The sequence below is a fragment of the Nioella ostreopsis genome (assembly GCF_004000255.1).
Classification (GTDB): Bacteria; Pseudomonadota; Alphaproteobacteria; order Rhodobacterales; family Rhodobacteraceae; genus Nioella; species Nioella ostreopsis.
In genome coordinates, this window is record NZ_RCIQ01000022.1 from 1 (window position 1) to 16,258 (window position 16,258).

General features: G+C 61.1%; 13 protein-coding genes and 1 tRNA gene. 3 read left to right on the forward strand and 11 right to left on the reverse strand.

Going from position 1 to position 16,258, the window contains the following annotated elements; genetic code table 11:
- Positions 1-251: 251 nt before the first annotated feature.
- The 11 genes from EP237_RS18395 to EP237_RS18445 form a co-directional block, all read right to left on the reverse strand.
- On the reverse strand, positions 252-944 hold the full coding sequence (locus tag EP237_RS18395) for a hypothetical protein (protein WP_127562360.1): 693 nt from the start codon (positions 942-944) through the stop codon (positions 252-254).
- A gap of 56 nt (positions 945-1,000) precedes the next feature.
- Positions 1,001-3,976 (reverse strand): type I restriction endonuclease subunit R, encoded by a 2,976-nt coding sequence (locus tag EP237_RS18400; RefSeq protein WP_240661691.1) that lies wholly within the window; start codon positions 3,974-3,976, stop codon positions 1,001-1,003.
- Entirely contained in the window at positions 3,977-4,354 is a 378-nt protein-coding gene (locus tag EP237_RS18405) for a DUF4160 domain-containing protein (RefSeq protein ID WP_164744757.1), read from the reverse strand. It abuts the gene before it with no gap.
- Entirely contained in the window at positions 4,351-5,640 is a 1,290-nt protein-coding gene (locus tag EP237_RS18410) for a restriction endonuclease subunit S (RefSeq protein WP_127562362.1), read from the reverse strand. Before EP237_RS18410 ends, EP237_RS18405 begins: the two co-directional genes overlap by 4 nt.
- Positions 5,637-7,658 (reverse strand): type I restriction-modification system subunit M, encoded by a 2,022-nt coding sequence (locus EP237_RS18415; RefSeq protein WP_127562363.1) that lies wholly within the window; start codon positions 7,656-7,658, stop codon positions 5,637-5,639. Before EP237_RS18415 ends, EP237_RS18410 begins: the two co-directional genes overlap by 4 nt.
- Before the next feature lie 381 nt (positions 7,659-8,039).
- A complete protein-coding gene (locus EP237_RS18420) occupies positions 8,040-8,285 on the reverse strand; it encodes a helix-turn-helix transcriptional regulator (protein WP_127562364.1) in 246 nt (81 codons plus the stop codon).
- A 243-nt stretch (positions 8,286-8,528) separates the two neighbouring features.
- Positions 8,529-8,603 (reverse strand) — tRNA-Glu (locus EP237_RS18425).
- A gap of 117 nt (positions 8,604-8,720) precedes the next feature.
- Positions 8,721-10,466: a single-stranded-DNA-specific exonuclease RecJ gene (recJ, locus tag EP237_RS18430; RefSeq protein ID WP_127562365.1), complete on the reverse strand. Its 1,746-nt coding sequence runs from the start codon at positions 10,464-10,466 to the stop codon at positions 8,721-8,723.
- A gap of 3 nt (positions 10,467-10,469) precedes the next feature.
- Entirely contained in the window at positions 10,470-11,435 is a 966-nt protein-coding gene (gene glpX / locus EP237_RS18435; RefSeq protein WP_127562366.1) for a class II fructose-bisphosphatase, read from the reverse strand.
- A gap of 124 nt (positions 11,436-11,559) precedes the next feature.
- A complete protein-coding gene (locus EP237_RS18440) occupies positions 11,560-12,846 on the reverse strand; it encodes a homoserine dehydrogenase (protein WP_127562367.1) in 1,287 nt (428 codons plus the stop codon).
- 83 nt (positions 12,847-12,929) lie between these two features.
- Positions 12,930-13,184 carry a hypothetical protein gene (locus EP237_RS18445; RefSeq protein WP_127562368.1) on the reverse strand — a complete coding sequence of 85 codons (255 nt, stop codon included), beginning with the start codon at positions 13,182-13,184 and terminating at the stop codon, positions 12,930-12,932.
- Positions 13,185-13,311: 127 nt separating this feature from the next.
- Here EP237_RS18445 and EP237_RS18450 point away from each other — a divergent pair, with 127 nt between their 5' ends.
- The 3 genes from EP237_RS18450 to EP237_RS18460 all read left to right on the forward strand — a co-directional run bounded on the left by EP237_RS18450 (position 13,312) and on the right by EP237_RS18460 (position 15,977).
- Complete coding sequence (locus EP237_RS18450) at positions 13,312-13,893, forward strand: TetR/AcrR family transcriptional regulator (protein ID WP_127562369.1); 582 nt, start codon at positions 13,312-13,314, stop codon at positions 13,891-13,893.
- A gap of 144 nt (positions 13,894-14,037) precedes the next feature.
- Positions 14,038-15,198 carry a M24 family metallopeptidase gene (locus EP237_RS18455; protein WP_127562370.1) on the forward strand — a complete coding sequence of 387 codons (1,161 nt, stop codon included), beginning with the start codon at positions 14,038-14,040 and terminating at the stop codon, positions 15,196-15,198.
- Positions 15,195-15,977, forward strand: coding sequence for a carbon-nitrogen hydrolase family protein (locus EP237_RS18460; protein ID WP_164744758.1), 783 nt, complete (start codon positions 15,195-15,197; stop codon positions 15,975-15,977). Before EP237_RS18455 ends, EP237_RS18460 begins: the two co-directional genes overlap by 4 nt.
- Positions 15,978-16,258: the final 281 nt, after the last annotated feature.

Consider the following 16,258-nt stretch of genomic DNA (forward strand, 5'->3'; position numbering starts at 1 on the left):
AGGTGCTTCCCTCGTAGGGATTTCCATTCGTCATGCTCGTGTGTCTCCGTATGAATGCAGCGATTGACTGATTCAGTTATACGGGTGGCATCGACAGGAATGCTGAGGGGATTGGTGGGAAATGGGGGTGGGGTCGAAGCGCTGACACGAGGATTTTCAATGCATAGCCTGCTATGAATAACTATAGGTTACGGATTTTTGTCTAACTAATTGTCCAACTTTGTAAGTGCATGATATACAGGAATATGTGCTCAAACTGATGCCTTCGAATCCGCGAGTCCATCTCGGTAGCATGGTTCGCACGAACAGACATACGGGCGATTCAGACGCAGGAGAAGTTCGTAGAACTCGTCGCGAAAACCCCTGAACCCATCAAATGACCTGCTTTTTTCGACTCCGGTCCATTTCAGAGTTCTACCCGCCCCTTGCGGTTCCGCCCTCTGCCCCCCTGAGTTCTTTGGAAAGAGGTCGGGGCGCCAACCGCTCAGACGAAAGACAAGCAACCAGTTTGCTTGCTGGAATGCTGGAGATGCCCAGAATGCATTCAGGTCCCAAGGTTTCACCTCACCAAGCAGGTCCTCATAACTCGCGAACGGACGGTCATTCACTGACATGATCGCGATTTGTGCGATCTCGAAGTTCAGAACGATGGCAGGGCGATTGGAGATTTTGAACTGAGATCCTTGAACCCTCAGTCCTTCAGCGGTGTCCCTCAACTGCTTCTCGAAGAATGACACCGAACCGGGGTAATATCTGTTGATCCAAGTGCTGTGCCACGCGTTTCGACCGTATCCGAGATACAGCATGTTTGTATCAACTGCGCCTTGAGGTCGGTCGTAGTAGTTTCTGAACTTCCGTGGATCGACGAGCGTTAGCCCGCAGTGCTGCTTTTGCTCTGCGATCTTCTTTTCGTATTCCTCGACGAGTTTCCGATAGTCTTCCACGCTCGATCACATGCTCCTCATTATAACGCCGCTTTAAGCCCAGCGGCGCATTCACTTTATCCTTGACGCGCCTGCCTTTGCGCCCGTTTGAAGAAGTGCCGCGTTGCCTGCTCGCGCGCATCCTTGTCGGTCATGACGATGTTCCGCATCTCGTTGTCTTGCTGGAACATCTTCACCATGCCTTGGAAGAACGCCTGCGAGAACGCGTTGTAGACCACGTCTGCCGGGTTGTTCTTGACCATCTCGGTCATGTCTTCGTCCATGATATCGCGCGTCACCCGCTCGAAGCGCAGGAAGTCTTCGCGTGAGAACTGGGTGCCATGCCGCTCGTTGAACGAGTCGATGATCTCCGACAGCGATTTCTCTTCTTCTTCGGTGTAGGGGTTCGCACCGAACTCGGTGATTGGGTCGAGCGTTCGGGTCTCACCGGCGCTCAAGGATGCACTGCCCTCTTCACCCTTCTGCAACTTGAACGCGGACAAGTTCAACATGTCGTCGGTAATGGTAATATCGGCAGGCACGTCGCGCGACGGCAGCAGACGCGACAACCATGACGTGTAGGCATAAAGTTTCTCCAACCACGCATCGTTGAGCGAGACCACCTGTGCCACGAAAGCGTAGAACCGTTGGAAACTCTTCAGGAGTTGCCGGAACTCTTCCTGTTGTGCCTCATCTTCATCCAGTTCGAAGCGATCCACCGCGAGACGGACGGTGCCTTCCAACTTGAGACGGTCTTGCGTCGTCAGATCGCCTTTGAAGAACTGATCAGCGAACCGTTCGACCTCGTCTATATGGATGTAGGTCGATGACGAGATGCGCTGTTCAAGATCGTAGATTTGGTTCAGATCGGTGCGTTCTTCGAGTGCCGTTGCCTCGAAGAAGGGAGAGAACGCCTCTTTTACTTCTTCCATCGTGTTCTGGAAGTCGAGGACGAAGGTTCGGGTCTTGCCGGGATGCGTCCGGTTCAACCGGGCAAGGGTCTGCACTGCCTGCAATCCGGCAAGTTTCTTGTCCACATACATCGCGACCAGTTTCGGTTGGTCGAACCCGGTCTGGTATTTTTCGGCAACGACGAGGATCTGGAACTCGTCGGTGTCGAACTTCTTCGGCAGTTCCGTCTCGGCGAACCCGTTTGCGGTCGCCTCGGTCCAGACATCGCCATCGATGTTCAGATCACCCGAGAACGCGACCAACGCCTTGACCTCGGTGTATGCTTTTTGCGCGATGTATTCGTTCAGCCGCTGCCAGTAGCGCAGGGCGTGCTCGCGACTCTGGGTCACGATCATCGCCTTCGCCTGACCGCCCAGTTCCTTGGCAACATGACGACGGAAGTGTTCGACAATCACCTCGACCTTCTGATCGATGGCGGTCGGGTGTAGCGAGGCATAACGGGCGACCCGTGACTGTGCCTTGCGTCCTTTGAAGGCAGGATCGTCTTCTATGGTTTTTTCGAGTTGGTAGTATGCCTTGTAGGTCATGTAGTTCTGGAGCACATCCAGAATGAACCCTTCCTCAATCGCCTGGCGCATTGAATAGAGGTGGAACGGGTGCGGTTTGCCGTCTGATCCGATGTGACCGAAGCGTTCCAGCGTCACGTTGCGCGGTGTCGCGGTGAAGGCGAGGAACGAGATGTTCTTCTGCGGATCACGCGCCTTCTGAAACGCCAGAACCATGTCTTCGATGGTGTCGGAACTGGCGGCATCGCGGGTCAGCGCATCGCTCATCGCCTGCGCCGCTTTGCCGGACTGCGACGAATGCGCCTCGTCGATGATCACGGCGAAGTTCTTGCCACCCTGACCCGAAATGGTTGCCAGATGCTCGGTGCCGAATTTCTGGATCGTCGTGATGATGATCCGCGCGCCTTTCAGGATCGCGTCTTTCAGATCGCGGGACGTGCCGTCGATCTTTCGCACCACGCCTTCGATCTGCGCAAACCCGCCTATGGTGTTCTGCAATTGCCGGTCAAGCACCAAGCGGTCGGTCACGATGATCGCGGTGTCGAAGAGCGGTTGGTCGTCTTCGTCATGCAGATTGATGATCTGGTGGGCGGTCCAGGCGATGGTGTTCGACTTGCCCGACCCGGCACTGTGCTGGATCAGGTAGTTCTGTCCTGCGCCCTTGGAACGCGCGTCTGACAGCAGTTTGCGCACGGCGTCGAACTGCTGGAACCGGGGGAAGATCAGAACCTCTTTGCCGCCCGAGCGTTCGAGATGGATGAACCGCCCAATCAGGTCAAGCAGCACCTCGCGCGAGAACACTGCCTTCGCCTCGGGCAGATCCTTGTAGAGATAGGCGACACGGTTCTCGCCTGGCACATCGGGATTTCCGGCACCGCCGTCGCGCCCGCGATTGAAGGGCAGGAACCGCGTCTTGCCGTTCATCAGGCGCGTCGTCATCGACACGTTGTCCTGATCGACCGCGAAATGGACGATGGCACCGCGTTTGAAGGTCAACAGCGGTTCGCCGGCGGGGGAGCGGTCTTGCCGATACTGCTTTTCGGCGTGTTTGACGTTCTGCCCGGTCAGCAGGTTCTTCACTTCCAGTGTCGCGACGGGGATGCCGTTGACGAAGGTCACCAGATCAATGGCGTTCTTGTTCTTCGCCGAATAGGTCACCTGCCGCATCACGGACAGGATGTTCGCTTCATACAGACGCGTCAGGTCCGGGTTCAGGTTCGACGCGGGTTTGAAGAAGCACAGCGCGAACCGGATGTTCGGCACCAGTTTGATGCCCTCGCGCAGCACGACATGGGTCGGGTTGTCTTTCAACGCCTTGTCGAGACGTTTCAGAACCTCTGCCTCTGCCTGCGCGCTGTAGTGATCTTCCAGCACCTGCCACGCGTCGGGTTGCGTCGTCTTGAGAAAGCGGAACAGCAACTCGGTGTCGAGGGCATGGGCAACGTCATAGTGGGACGCGCAGATGCGTTCGATGTATCCCTGATCGGCGGTCAGGCAGGCGACGATATGCGCCTCAAAGACCTTCTCTTGATGAATATCGGCGGTCGTGTGGGTGGTGGTCATGAATGCGTCCATTCAACTCTCTTGATACACGCCGACAGGGCAATCCGTGGGGCGTCGCTCATTCCATGTGTCGATCAGTTTCTGCTTGTTCGACTTCCACCACTTGAGGATGTTGTTTTCGAAGCGAACAACCTCACCGCTTCCGTTGATCCGCTGACAGTCGCTTATGCGATAGTTCGCCGTGGAACCCTGAAACTTGACGCGGAAATGCGGTGGTGGATGTTCGTTGGAGAATATTTCGATCTTCAATCCGCCTAGGCGGTCGACTTGGACCTTTTTCAGTTCAACGTATTCACCTTGCTCGGTGAACTCGATGATCCGCCCAGATGCGAAACTCTTGGACAACTCGTCTTCGAGTTCCTCTGGCACATTGACCACATACTCCGTCACGCGCCCATCTCCTCTTGAATGGCGTCGAGGCGGCGGTCGGGGGTGCCGGATTTGGCGTAGGTCGTCACGTCGATCTGACCCGTGACAGCGGCGGTGATCAGGGCGGAGCGGTATTCTTTGAGGCGGTCGATGGAGGCGTTCACAGGTTCGACGACTGCCTTGAGTGCCGCCTCCGCCTTTTCGATTTTCGCACCGATCTCAGATGCTAGATCCGGCGGCGGCACGGCGATGCGATACCGATATAGATCCTCGACCCTGAAAGACGCTTGCATATGGTCTGGTATAAGTTGCCGCTCCTTACGAAACAGGACGCGCATTTGGTAGAGGTAAAACTTCAGTGGAATCTGCTGTCGCGGAATGATGATCATGCAGTTCTGCGATAGAGAGAACTTTCCTTGCAAGTGACGCAGGTCCATCGCTTTCGCGCCGACAGTTGTTGCAAATAGAACGCCTGTTTCACCGAAGTCATAGTCGTAGGTGTCTATTCGCCCCATAACTCCTTCGTTCGCAGTTTGACCACTATAGACGGGGAACTCGCCTTCGTTCGCGCCGCAATATTCTTTGGTGTATTTTTGTGCGTCTTTGCCCTTCGCGGCGTAGAAGTGCCAACTTAGTTTTTCGATACTCCACGACTTTGGTATCGACCCCAACCAGTCGATACCGCTGTCGAACTTATCTTCTTGGGATCGTTCACCAGTGCTTAGTTGAGCGGCGGTCGCTTCGTATTTCTCCCCCAGCAACGCCACCAACCGCCGCTTTTTCTCGATCAGCAGGTCTATTCTTGCGGTCTCACGGTCCAGAAAGTCGGCAATCTGTCGTTGGGTCGCGAGGTCGGGGAGTGGAATGCGGGTTTCAGAAAGTGGACCAAGGTTCAGTGCGCGAAAAGTTGCACCGCCGATGGATGCTTCCCATTGGGAATAGCAGTGATGACTGCGCAGGCACCAGAATGCGAAACGTGCGTGCAGGTTACGTCCGGGTGCGACGCGTGCTGTTCCCTGCGTAAGGTTCGCGCCGTCAAGTTCTGCCGGAACCTCCATGACCTTGCCAAACGAGGGACCGATAGAGATGATAAGATCGCCCGTTTTCACTGCACTCCTACGATACTGTTGCGCGATCTCGGGACTGGTGTGTTTGATCGATCCAAAGTCTTTGACACCAGTTTCGTCCATCATGTCAGCAGGTCGGATGTAAGGAATGCCGCCTTCGAACTCGGGTCCCGCTTGCACGATGCCGTATGTGATCGGTCTCGCAGGATCGACTAGACGTTTGAGTTTGTCGAACCTCACTCAACCACCTCCTGCAGCAGACCCGCGATCTCTGCTTCCAGCGCCTTCAACTCGGCGTCGATCTCGTCGAGCGGTCTCGGCGGCACGTATTTGTAGAAGTAGCGGTTGAAGTTGATCTCATACCCGACACGCCCGACTCCGCCGTTTGCTGCGTCGGTGTAACTCTCATCCACCCAGGCATCGGGGACGAAGGGCAGAACCTCGCGCTGCACATAGGCGCGCCAATCCTCGGAAAGCGGCACCAGTTCGTGATCGCGCAGATCGGTGTCGGGTTCGGGATTGCCCTTTTTGTCGGTGCAGACCTCGGCATCTTCATCACGTTCCGAGAGTGCAGACAGGATCGCCTTTTTGACTGGCGCACCGATCTTGACGCCCGCGCGACGGAGGGCGGCGGAGAGCGCCTTGTCGAAGTCGTCACGGTCGATCCATCGCTCGTCTTTAGACAAGTGGTGGAGCAGCGCCACCATGACGCCTTCGCGCGCATCATCTTCGAGGCGCTGGAACGGTTTGGCGTCCCTCAACGCCTCAAGACCCTCCTTCGTCACGGCAAAGGCGAGTTTCAGCGGGCGCTCGACGCGGATTTCACGATATCCAAAGTCGGTCGTCGCGAAGAGTTTCGAGACATCCTCCCACCCCTCGTTGCCGTTCAGCATGTCGTGGTAGATGCGGGCAATCTCGTCACAGGCGGTCTCGGGGATTTCGCGGCGCTTGGACCCGAGCGACTTGCGCATCGATTTCCAGAACCTTTCTCCGCTGGCGTCGATCAGTTGCACCTTGCCGCGCCGGGCGGTGTCCTTCCGGTTGGTGAGCAACCAGACATAGGTCTGAATGCCAGTGTTGTAGAAGAGGTCGGTCGGCAGCGCGATGATCGCCTCGACCCAGTCGTTTTCAAGCATCCAGCGGCGGATCTCACTTTCGCCTGATCCAGCACCGCCGGTGAAGAGGGGCGACCCGTTCATAACGATGCCGATCCGCGACCCTTGTTCGTCGTTGCGCATCTTGGAGATCATGTGCTGCAGGAATAGCAACTGCCCGTCCGAGATGCGGGGCAGACCCGCGCCGAACCGACCGGACATGCCCTGCTCCGCTGCCTCGTCCTTGATCGGGTCGGCGTATTTCTTCCAGTCCACACCGTAGGGCGGGTTCGACAGCATGTAGTGGAAGCGTTTGGTGGCGTGAGCGTCTTGGGTCAGTGTGTTGCCGAAGGCGATGTTCTCGGGGTTGTGCCCGGTCACGAGCATGTCGGACTTACAGATTGCGAAGGACTCGGGGTTCAGTTCCTGCCCGAAGAGTTCGACGCGGATGCGGTCGTTCAGCGCCTTCATCTCCATCTCTGCTATGGAGAGCATCCCGCCCGTGCCTGCGGCGGGGTCGTAGACCTGGCGAATGACGCCCGACCCGGTCAACGCGTCCTTGTCGTTGATCAGCAGGAGCGAGACGATCAGGCGGATGACCTCGCGCGGGGTGTAATGTTCTCCTGCCGTCTCGTTCGAGATTTCGGAGAAGCGGCGGATCAGGTCTTCGAACAGATACCCCATTTCGAGGTTCGAGATGGCGTTCGGGTGCAGGTCGATCTGGGTGAACTTGTCGAAGACCTGATAGAGCAGACCGGCATCGTTCAGGCGTTTGAGTTGGTCGGTGAACAGGAACTTGTCGAGGAAGATATCGCGGACGTTGCCCGAGAACTTGGTGATGTAGTCGATCAGGTTCTTGTGGATGTCCTTGGCGTCCTGCCCCTTGAGCGAGGCAAAGGTGAACCGGGACAGGTTGTAGATGCGGATATCTTGTCCGACGACGCCGGAGAGCAGGGTATCACGCGCATCATCGTCCATGTCGTCAGGGAGGTTGCCTGCCATGTCGAGAACGGCAGATTTGGTCTCTTCAAGGATGCAATCGAGACGACGCAGCACGACGAAGGGCAGGATGACCTTGCCATACTCGGATTGCTTGAAGTCGCCCCGCAGCAGTTCAGCGATGGACCAGACGAAAGACCCGAGTGATTTGATATCCGTGCTCATAAGAAACGCTACGCCCCAACTTATTTGTTATCCCGGAACGCTGTCACCTTATCCTCGCGCGCTCAACCCTTGAACCCTGAAGAAATTCACAACTACAACAGCTGTGTTACTCGTCAGAAATGGTGATGCTTAGTGATAGATCGAAATTCTTGAGAACAAGAAACGCTCCAAGCACATGCGGGACCATCCCTACGCTCAAAAAAACATTGAGCTAGCGCTGGTAGTTTCACTGAACTCCCGTAGGCACTTCCAGGTTGGCAATATGGCGAAAACACCCGCAAGAGGCAGCGTCTCTTTGAGATGGAATCAGAAATTTTGCGAATGGACTCGGATTTCAGGAGGTAGTGAGTGTGGAACCCGCCTCCCGAAATCCATTTCCGATCACTGGTCGGCAAGCGAGGGTGTGAGGCCGGTCGGTGCCCAGTCGAGATGGGTCGCAAGGCACGCGCGTCTCGTTTTTTCCCAGTCCTCAAGATCGCTGAGACGCCACCTGGTGGTTCCGGGGCCGAGTTTCACGGCTTTCGGAAAGTCTCCGTTGCGTTTCCACCGGTAGATCGAGTCAGTGGAAACCGAGAAGCGCTCGGCGACCTGGTCGACCGAGAGGAAGATATTGTCAGGATTCTGCATGTCTGTCCCTTTATGGTTGCGGGTGTGTGGGACAGGCGATGTGGGGAGCGCTCAGCAGGGTTCAAGTCAATTGAGCGAATGTTCCTACAGAATCCTATTACCGCGCATTTTTGGGAACTTGCCGAAGCTGCAAAGGGCTGCAGGAGAACGTATCCAAGCGCAGAATTATTGGTGGGAAAGATGGCGGGTGGTGTTTGAGGCTCAATGCCACAGCATTGATAATTAAGAGAAATTTTTGAAAAGTGGCAGCCCGTAGGGGAATCGAACCCCTCTTTCCAGGTTGAAAACCTGGCGTCCTAACCGATAGACGAACGGGCCACTCTTGGGTGCCAGCGGGCGGTCGGGGCCGCGCCGTGTCTGGCGTGAGGCGGTGTTTATGAAATGCCCGGGACCCACGCAAGGGGAAAAAACATACGTGCCGAAACTTTTTTCCGCTCAGGCGGGGGCGGCGTCTTCAAGCTTCAATTGCACGCTCTGGCGGCCGTTCCAGTGGTTGACCTCGATGCGTCCGGCCAGGTGGAAGGGGCGGCTATTGTGGTTTTCCAGCATGTCGGACAGACCCGTCGCACGGGCGTTGAAGGCGATGGCGTCCATCACCACGGGGCCGCCGTCGGAAAAGCTCAGTTTCAGGTGGCCGTCGCCGACGGGTTTGGTGAACCGGACGGTCTGCGCGGGAAAGGCGAATCGCGGGGCGGAGGCACCGGCACCATAGGGGCCTGCAGCCTCCAGCATCTCGATCAGCTCGACCGTGGCACCGCCTGGCATCAACAGACCGTCGATCCGCAAATCGGCGGGGCCGGCCTCGCCCGCGCCCTGGCGGGCCAATAGGTCGGAGAGGCGGTCCATGGCTGGGTCCAATTGTGCCCGCGTTAGCGAGAGCCCCGCCGCCATCCGGTGGCCGCCGCCTTTTGTGATCAGCCCCTCGGCGGCGAGCTTCTGGATCGACGCCCCCAGATCCACGCCCGCGATGGAGCGGCCAGAGCCCTTGCCCTCATCCCCATCGAAGCCGATGACCACGGCGGGGCGGTTGGTGGCATCTTTCAGGCGGCTCGCGACAATGCCCACGACACCGGGATGCCAGCCATCCTCGGCGGCCCAGACTAGCGGCGCCTCTAGCCCGCGCGCTTCGGCCTGTTCGAGGGCGGCCTCGCGGACACGGGTCTCGATCTCTCGCCGGTCGGTGTTGAGATCGTCCAGCAGCTTTGCCAGTTGCATGGCCTCGCCCATATCGGCGGTCGCCAGCAGACGCGCGCCGAGGTCGGCCTTGCCGATGCGCCCGCCCGCGTTGATGCGGGGGCCGAGCACATAGCCAAGGTGATAGGCGCTTGGCGCGCGATCCAGCCGCCCGACATCGGACAGCGCCACCAGACCGGGGCGGTTGCGGCGCGCCATGACTGTCAGGCCCTGCCGCACGAAGGCGCGATTGACGCCGGTCAGCTGCGCCACATCGGCAACGGTGGCCAGTGCCACGAGGTCGAGCATCGCCATCAGGTCGGGGCCGGTGGTGCCATTGGCGCGCATCTGGCGGTTGGCCTCGACCAGCATCAGGAAGACGACTGCGGCGGCGCAGAGATGGCCGAGCGATCCGTCCTCGTCCTGCCGGTTCGGGTTCACCACGGCCACGCAGTCGGGCAAGTCCGCCCCGCCCAAATGGTGATCCAGCACGATCACGTCGGCGCCCTTGGCTGCCGCGATTGGGCCGTGTGAGAGCGTACCGCAGTCAACGCAGATGATGAGGTCATGGTCACGCGCCAGCGCCGCCATCGCCTCCTCATTGGGGCCGTAACCCTCGTCGATCCGGTCGGGGACATAGAGCGTTGCGGCGCGCCCCATCTGGCGTAGCCAGTCGATAAGCAGCGCGGCAGAGCTGCCACCATCGACGTCGTAATCGGCAAAGATCGCCACCCGTTCCCGCGTTTTGACGGCCTGAAGGAAGCGCGCGGCGGCGGCTTCCATGTCCTTCAGGCTGCGTGGGTCGGGCAACAGGTCCCGCAGGGCAGGGGCGAGGAAACCCTGGGCCGCCTCGGGTGCCACGCCTCGGCGGGCCAGCACCCGCGCCACGGCGGGTGGCAGGTCAGCCTGTTGGGCCAATGCCTCGGCCAGCCGTTCCTCGCCCGCGCTCAGCCCGACCCACCGGCGACCGGTGATGGAGCTTTCGACGTCAAGGAACGCGCCGGTCATGCCTCAGCGAGAGGGGTTGCGGTAGATCATCTTGCGCACCGACCCGGTCTTGGACCGCATCAGCAGCGTTTCCACCGTCAGCCAGCCGACCTCACGCTTGATGCCGTTGAGGATCGAGCCGTTGGTCACGCCGGTGGCCGAGAAGATCACGTCCTTTGTCACCATCTCATCGCGCGAATAGATTCGGTCCAGATCGGTGATACCAGTCTTGGCGGCGCGGGCGCGTTCGTCATCGTTACGGAAGACGAGCTGGCCATACATCTGCCCGCCCATGCATTTCAGCGCTGCGGCGGCCAGAACGCCCTCGGGCGCGCCGCCCCGGCCCATATACATGTCGATCCCTGTGATATCAGGCTCGGCGCAATGCATGACGCCCGCCACGTCACCATCGGTGATCAGGCGGATCGCGGCGCCGGTGCCGCGCACCTCTTCGATCATCTGTTCATGCCGGGGGCGTTCGAGAATGCAGACGGTGATATCCGACGGCAGGCAGCCCTTGGCATTGGCCAGGGCCGAGACGCGGGTGGCCGGGTCCATGTCCAGCGTCACGATGCCTTCGGGATAGCCCGGCCCAATGGCCAGCTTGTCCATATAGGTATCGGGCGCGTGCAGCATCGACCCGCGCGGGCCCATGGCGATCACGGTCAGCGCGTTCGGCATGTCCTTCGCCGTCAGCGTCGTCCCTTCCAACGGGTCAAGAGCGATGTCCACTGCGGGGCCATCACCGGTGCCCACCTCTTCGCCGATATAGAGCATCGGGGCCTCGTCCCGCTCACCCTCACCAATGACGACCATCCCGGCGATATCCAGCATGTTCAGCTGGTCGCGCATGGCGTTGACCGCCGCCTGATCCGCAGCTTTCTCGTCGCCGCGCCCGATGAGCTTGGCTGAGGCGATGGCAGCGGCCTCGGACACGCGGGCGAGGCCGAGGGACAACATGCGGTCATTGAAATCGGTGGGATGAGACATTTGGGACAATCCAGTTTTTCTTGGGCCGTTTGGAAATCTTTACCTCGCACCGGGGTGTCGGCACAAGGCGGGGGAGCCCCCCGTTGACGTTTACGCTCTGACCGTTTCGACCCTGTGACGACGGTCAGACATTCTCGATCCGAAGGGCCACGGGCTGGCCGATGACCACATCGGTCTTGGGCAGCGCTTCCAGCGCGTCCTGCAGCGAGGGCGCGGCAACCTTGTGGGTCACGATCAGAACAGGCGCGTCGGTGCTGCCATGGCTGCGCTGGCGCATCCGGTCGATGGAGATGCCGCAATCGCCCAGAACGGCGGCGACCTTGGCCAGCGCGCCGGGTTTGTCCTTCAGCGTCAGGCGCAGGTAGTAGGGCGCGGCGGTGGCCACGGCGGCGCGGTTGGCCTTGATCAGCGAGGTCGCGGGCTGGCCGAAGGTGGACAGGCGGATGCCGCGCGCGATGTCCAGAATATCGGCCATCACGGCGCTCGCGGTCGGACCCTCGCCGGCTCCGGCCCCGCGCATCACGATCTGGCCCACGGAATCGCCGTCCAGCACCACCATATTGGTGCCCCCTTCCAACTGACCGAGGGGACTGTTTTCGGGCACGAGGCACGGCGTCATGCGCTGTTCCAGCCCGCGCCCCGTCATCCGGGCGACGCCGAGCAGCTTGATGCGGAAGCCCAGTTCAGCGGCCTGGTTGATATCCTCGATGGTGACCTGGCCGATGCCTTCCAGGGCCACCCCGTCGAAATCGACCTGGGTGCCGAACGCGATGGAGGACAGCAGCGCCAGCTTATGGCCCGCGTCGATCCCACCCACGTCGAGATTGGGGTCGGCCTCCAGATAGCCGAGCTGGTTGGCCTCCTCAAAGACCTCGTCGTAGGACAGGCCCGCCGACTGCATCCGTGTGAGGATATAGTTGCAGGTGCCGTTCATCACGCCGGTGACGCGGCTGATTTCGTTGCCCGCAAGCCCCTCGGTCAGGGCCTTGACCACCGGGATCCCGCCTGCAACAGCGGCCTCGAAGCGGATCACCTGGCCAGCGGCTTCGGCGGCCTCGGCCATGACCTGCCCGTGATGGGCCAGCATCGCCTTGTTGGCGGTGACCACATCCTTGCCCGCTGCAATGGCAGCCTCGGTCGCGGCCTTGGCAGGGCCGTCGGAGCCGCCCATCAGTTCCACGAACAGATCCACATCGTCGCGGGTGGCCAGAACCACCGGGTCGTCTTCCCACGCATAGCCCGAGATATCGACGCCGCGATCCTTGTCGCGGGAGCGTGCCGATACCGCCGAGATCGTCACCGGTCGGCCAGTGCGCGCGGCCAGAAGATCGGCCCTTTGCTGGACGATCTTCACAACGCCCACGCCCACGGTCCCAAGCCCGGCGATGCCAAGGCGAAGCGGGTCTGTCATGGAAAATCCTCCGGCTGTCTGGTCTTGCAGGTTTTCATGTCTGTTAGCGGCAATGACCCGGCGGCGCAACGTGGGCCGGTGGCTTAATTGACGCTGAGCCTGCGCAGAATCGCGGCACGGCGGCGCAGGTCGGCTGCGCGCCATTGCAATGTGCGGCCTTCGGTATCGGCGGCGCGGGGCGACAGCGCCTCGGCCCCGGCCAGAAGCGGGCCGAGCGGCACAAGTTCTGGCCAGTCCGCCGCGCGGCTGGTTTCGGTGATCGACGCATCAAGCTCGGGCGCGCGAATCGAACAGGCGGAGAGCACCAGCAGCAAGGAAAGACAGATCACGGCGCGCATGGCGGCCCCCAAGGCAGAAACGAGCCCCCAAGTGATAGCGCGGGCAGGCGGGCGACGTCCAGCGGCAAGGCGGTTTTGGTGAATTGAACATCTGTTCATATCCGTCAGGCACGGCTAACCTGTATCCATGGCACGCAAACAAGGTTCACATGCGGAAACCACCGGCCCCAAGGTCCGCGATGCGGCATTGCAGCTGTTCGCGCGACATGGATTTGCCGCCGTCTCCATGCGCCAGATCGCCAAGGAGGTGGGGGTGCAGGCCGGGGCGCTCTATCTCTACACGCCGGACAAGCAATCGCTTCTGTTCGAACTGATGCGCGATCACATGGACCATCTGCTGAGCCACTGGCGGGTGCCGGACGGCGCGCCGCTGGACCAGCTGGAAGCGTTCTGTCGCCACCATATCCGCTATCACCTCGACCGGCCGGAACTCGTCTTCATCGCCTATATGGAACTGCGCAACCTGGAGCCGGAGAACTTCGCGGTGATCGAAGCGCTGCGGCGCCAGTATGAGGACCGGTTGCAGGGGATCTTGCGGCGCGGACAGGAAAGCGGTGCCTTCGCGGTGGCCGATGGCAAGCTGGCGACCATGGCGATCATCGCGATGCTGACCGGGGTCAACACCTGGTATCGCGAAGGCGGGCGTCTGGCACGGGCCGATGTGGAAGGGATCTACTGGGACATGGTGCGCAAATCCGTGGCCGCCTGAGCGGTTTCGCCCTGCCTCTAGCACGACGATCCGCGTCACACTTGTTTGGCGCGGCTTGTCCCTCCGCGACATGGACAGGCCGCGATTTGGCATGCATCCGGCGGTGACACGCGCAGGCTGGTCATCAGCCAAAGGAGAACGAGAATGCTCGATGAAGCCAAAGACAGACACGCGCGGTTCCAGCAGAAGCTGGCCGATGCCGGGATCGAGGTGGCGCTGATCACCGATGAGGCCTCTATCGGCTATCTTGCCGGGTTCTGGGGCTATCTCTCGGTGGAGTTCGGGCGACCGACGGCGCTGGTGGTGCGGCCCGACGCCGACCCCGTCGTGGTCACGCCGCTGATGGAAAGCGAGATGGTCGCCGCCATGACCTGGGTCGAGGAGATCGTGACCTGGGAGGACATGGGCAACAATCACTGGGTCCACGTGTTGCCGAAGGTTTTGGGCGATGCCCGCCGCGTGGCGGTGGAAAAGGGCACCCTTCCAGCCCCCTTGCGCAACTGGTTCGACGACCAGATGCCGGGGACCGAGCTGACCGATGTCTCACCACTTCTGGGCGCGATGCGGATGATCAAGTCGCCCGCCGAGATCGAGGTGATGCGCCAGGCAGGCCAGATTGCGGGCGCGATGATGGGGGCGGCGCATGGGGCGCTGGCCGCAGACGTGCCGGAATACGAGGCCGCTTTGGCGGTGATCGACGCGGGCACCCGCAAGGCCGCGGGCTTCCTGACCGACCGGGGGTGGGAGGCCTTCGTGTCGCCGATGATCCAAGGGCTGCAGATCCTGCAATCGGGCAGCGACACGTCGATGGTGCATCGCCGCGCCAGCGTGAAGCGGCTGGCCCCCGGCGACCCGGTCTATTTCTGTTTCTGCAACATGGCGCAGTTCAAGCTCTACAAGCTCGGCTTCGACCGGATGTTCTTCATCGAACACGCCAGCGATGACGCGATCCGGGTGCAGCAGGCGGCCATCGACGCGCAGCAGGCCGCGATTGCGGCGATCAGGCCCGGGGTGACGGCGGAAAGCGTGGCGGACGCCGCGAACGAAGTCTACCGCGCGCGTGGCTACGAGACCGGCTATCGCACCGGGCGGTCCATCGGGATGAGCTACCTTGAGGCACCGGAGCTAAAGGCAGGGGACCAGACCGTGTTGCATCCGGGCATGACCTTCGCGGTCGATGGCGGGATTTCTCTGGACGGGCAATGCGGCGGGCGGATCGGGGATTCCATCGTGGTGACGGACACGGGCTGCGACTACCTGACCGAATATCCGCGCGAAATCCTCTATTCGGGTCAGCTGCCATGAGGGCAGGCGTCTGGCAGAGCGACGGGGCGGGGCTGACGGCGGCAGAACGGCTCGCACGGCTGGAGGCGGCGATCGCGGGGCAGGGGCTCGACCTGGTGCTCTGCCCGGAGCTTTTTGCCTGCGGCTATCACATCGGGGTGGACATCGCCCTTCTGGCGGAGCCGGCGGACGGGCCCTTTGCGCAGGCGGTTGCGGCCCTGGCGGCGCGGACCGGAACGGCGGTGCTTTACGGCTACGCGGAGCGTGACGGCGACCGGGTCTACAATTCCGCGCAGCTGGTGGGGCCGGACGGCCCGATCGCCCATCACCGCAAGCTTGTGATCCCGCCGGGGCCGGAAACCGGGCATTTTGCCGAAGGGCAGGGCTGCGCGGTGTTCGAGTTTGCCGGGATGCGCTGTGCGATCCTGATTTGCTACGACGCGGAGTTTCCCGAAGGCCCGCGCGCGGCGGCGCTTGCGGGGGCGGAGGTGCTCTTCGTGCCGACGGCGCTGTCGGATCAGTGGGGAAATGTCTCTCGCGAGGTGATGCCGGCGCGGGGCTTCGAGAACGGGTTGTGGCTGCTTTATGCCAACCATGCGGGTGTGGAAAACGGGTTGTCCTACTATGGCGGCAGCCGGATCGTGGGGCCGGTGGGGCAGAGCGTGGCACTGGCCGGGGATGGCCCGGAGCTGATCGCGGCAGAGCTGGATGTCGCGGCTGTGCGGGCGGCGCGGGCGCGGTTGCCCTATCTGGCGGATCGGGCGGGACTGTTGGCGCGATTGTCGGGGTCAAGCGCGTAGTTCAGCCGGTTTCGCCGCCTTTGGCGTCGATCCGCGAGCGGTCCTCCTCAACCCCCGGCTTGCGCCGGAGGCCTCGTCGGCCCGCGTTGCCACGGGAATGTGGCGAGCGAGGCGCGCCTTAGTTGGCAGAGGTGTATCTGGTGAGCGTAGGATGCCTCCGGCGGAGGTATTTCCGGCCAAGATGAAACCAGGGCGGTTACACAGGCGAGGCGCGTTTGGGGGATGGGGCCGGGGAGAGCCGGGGGAAGGACAAAAGGCCGCCCCGGATCAGGAGCGGCCCT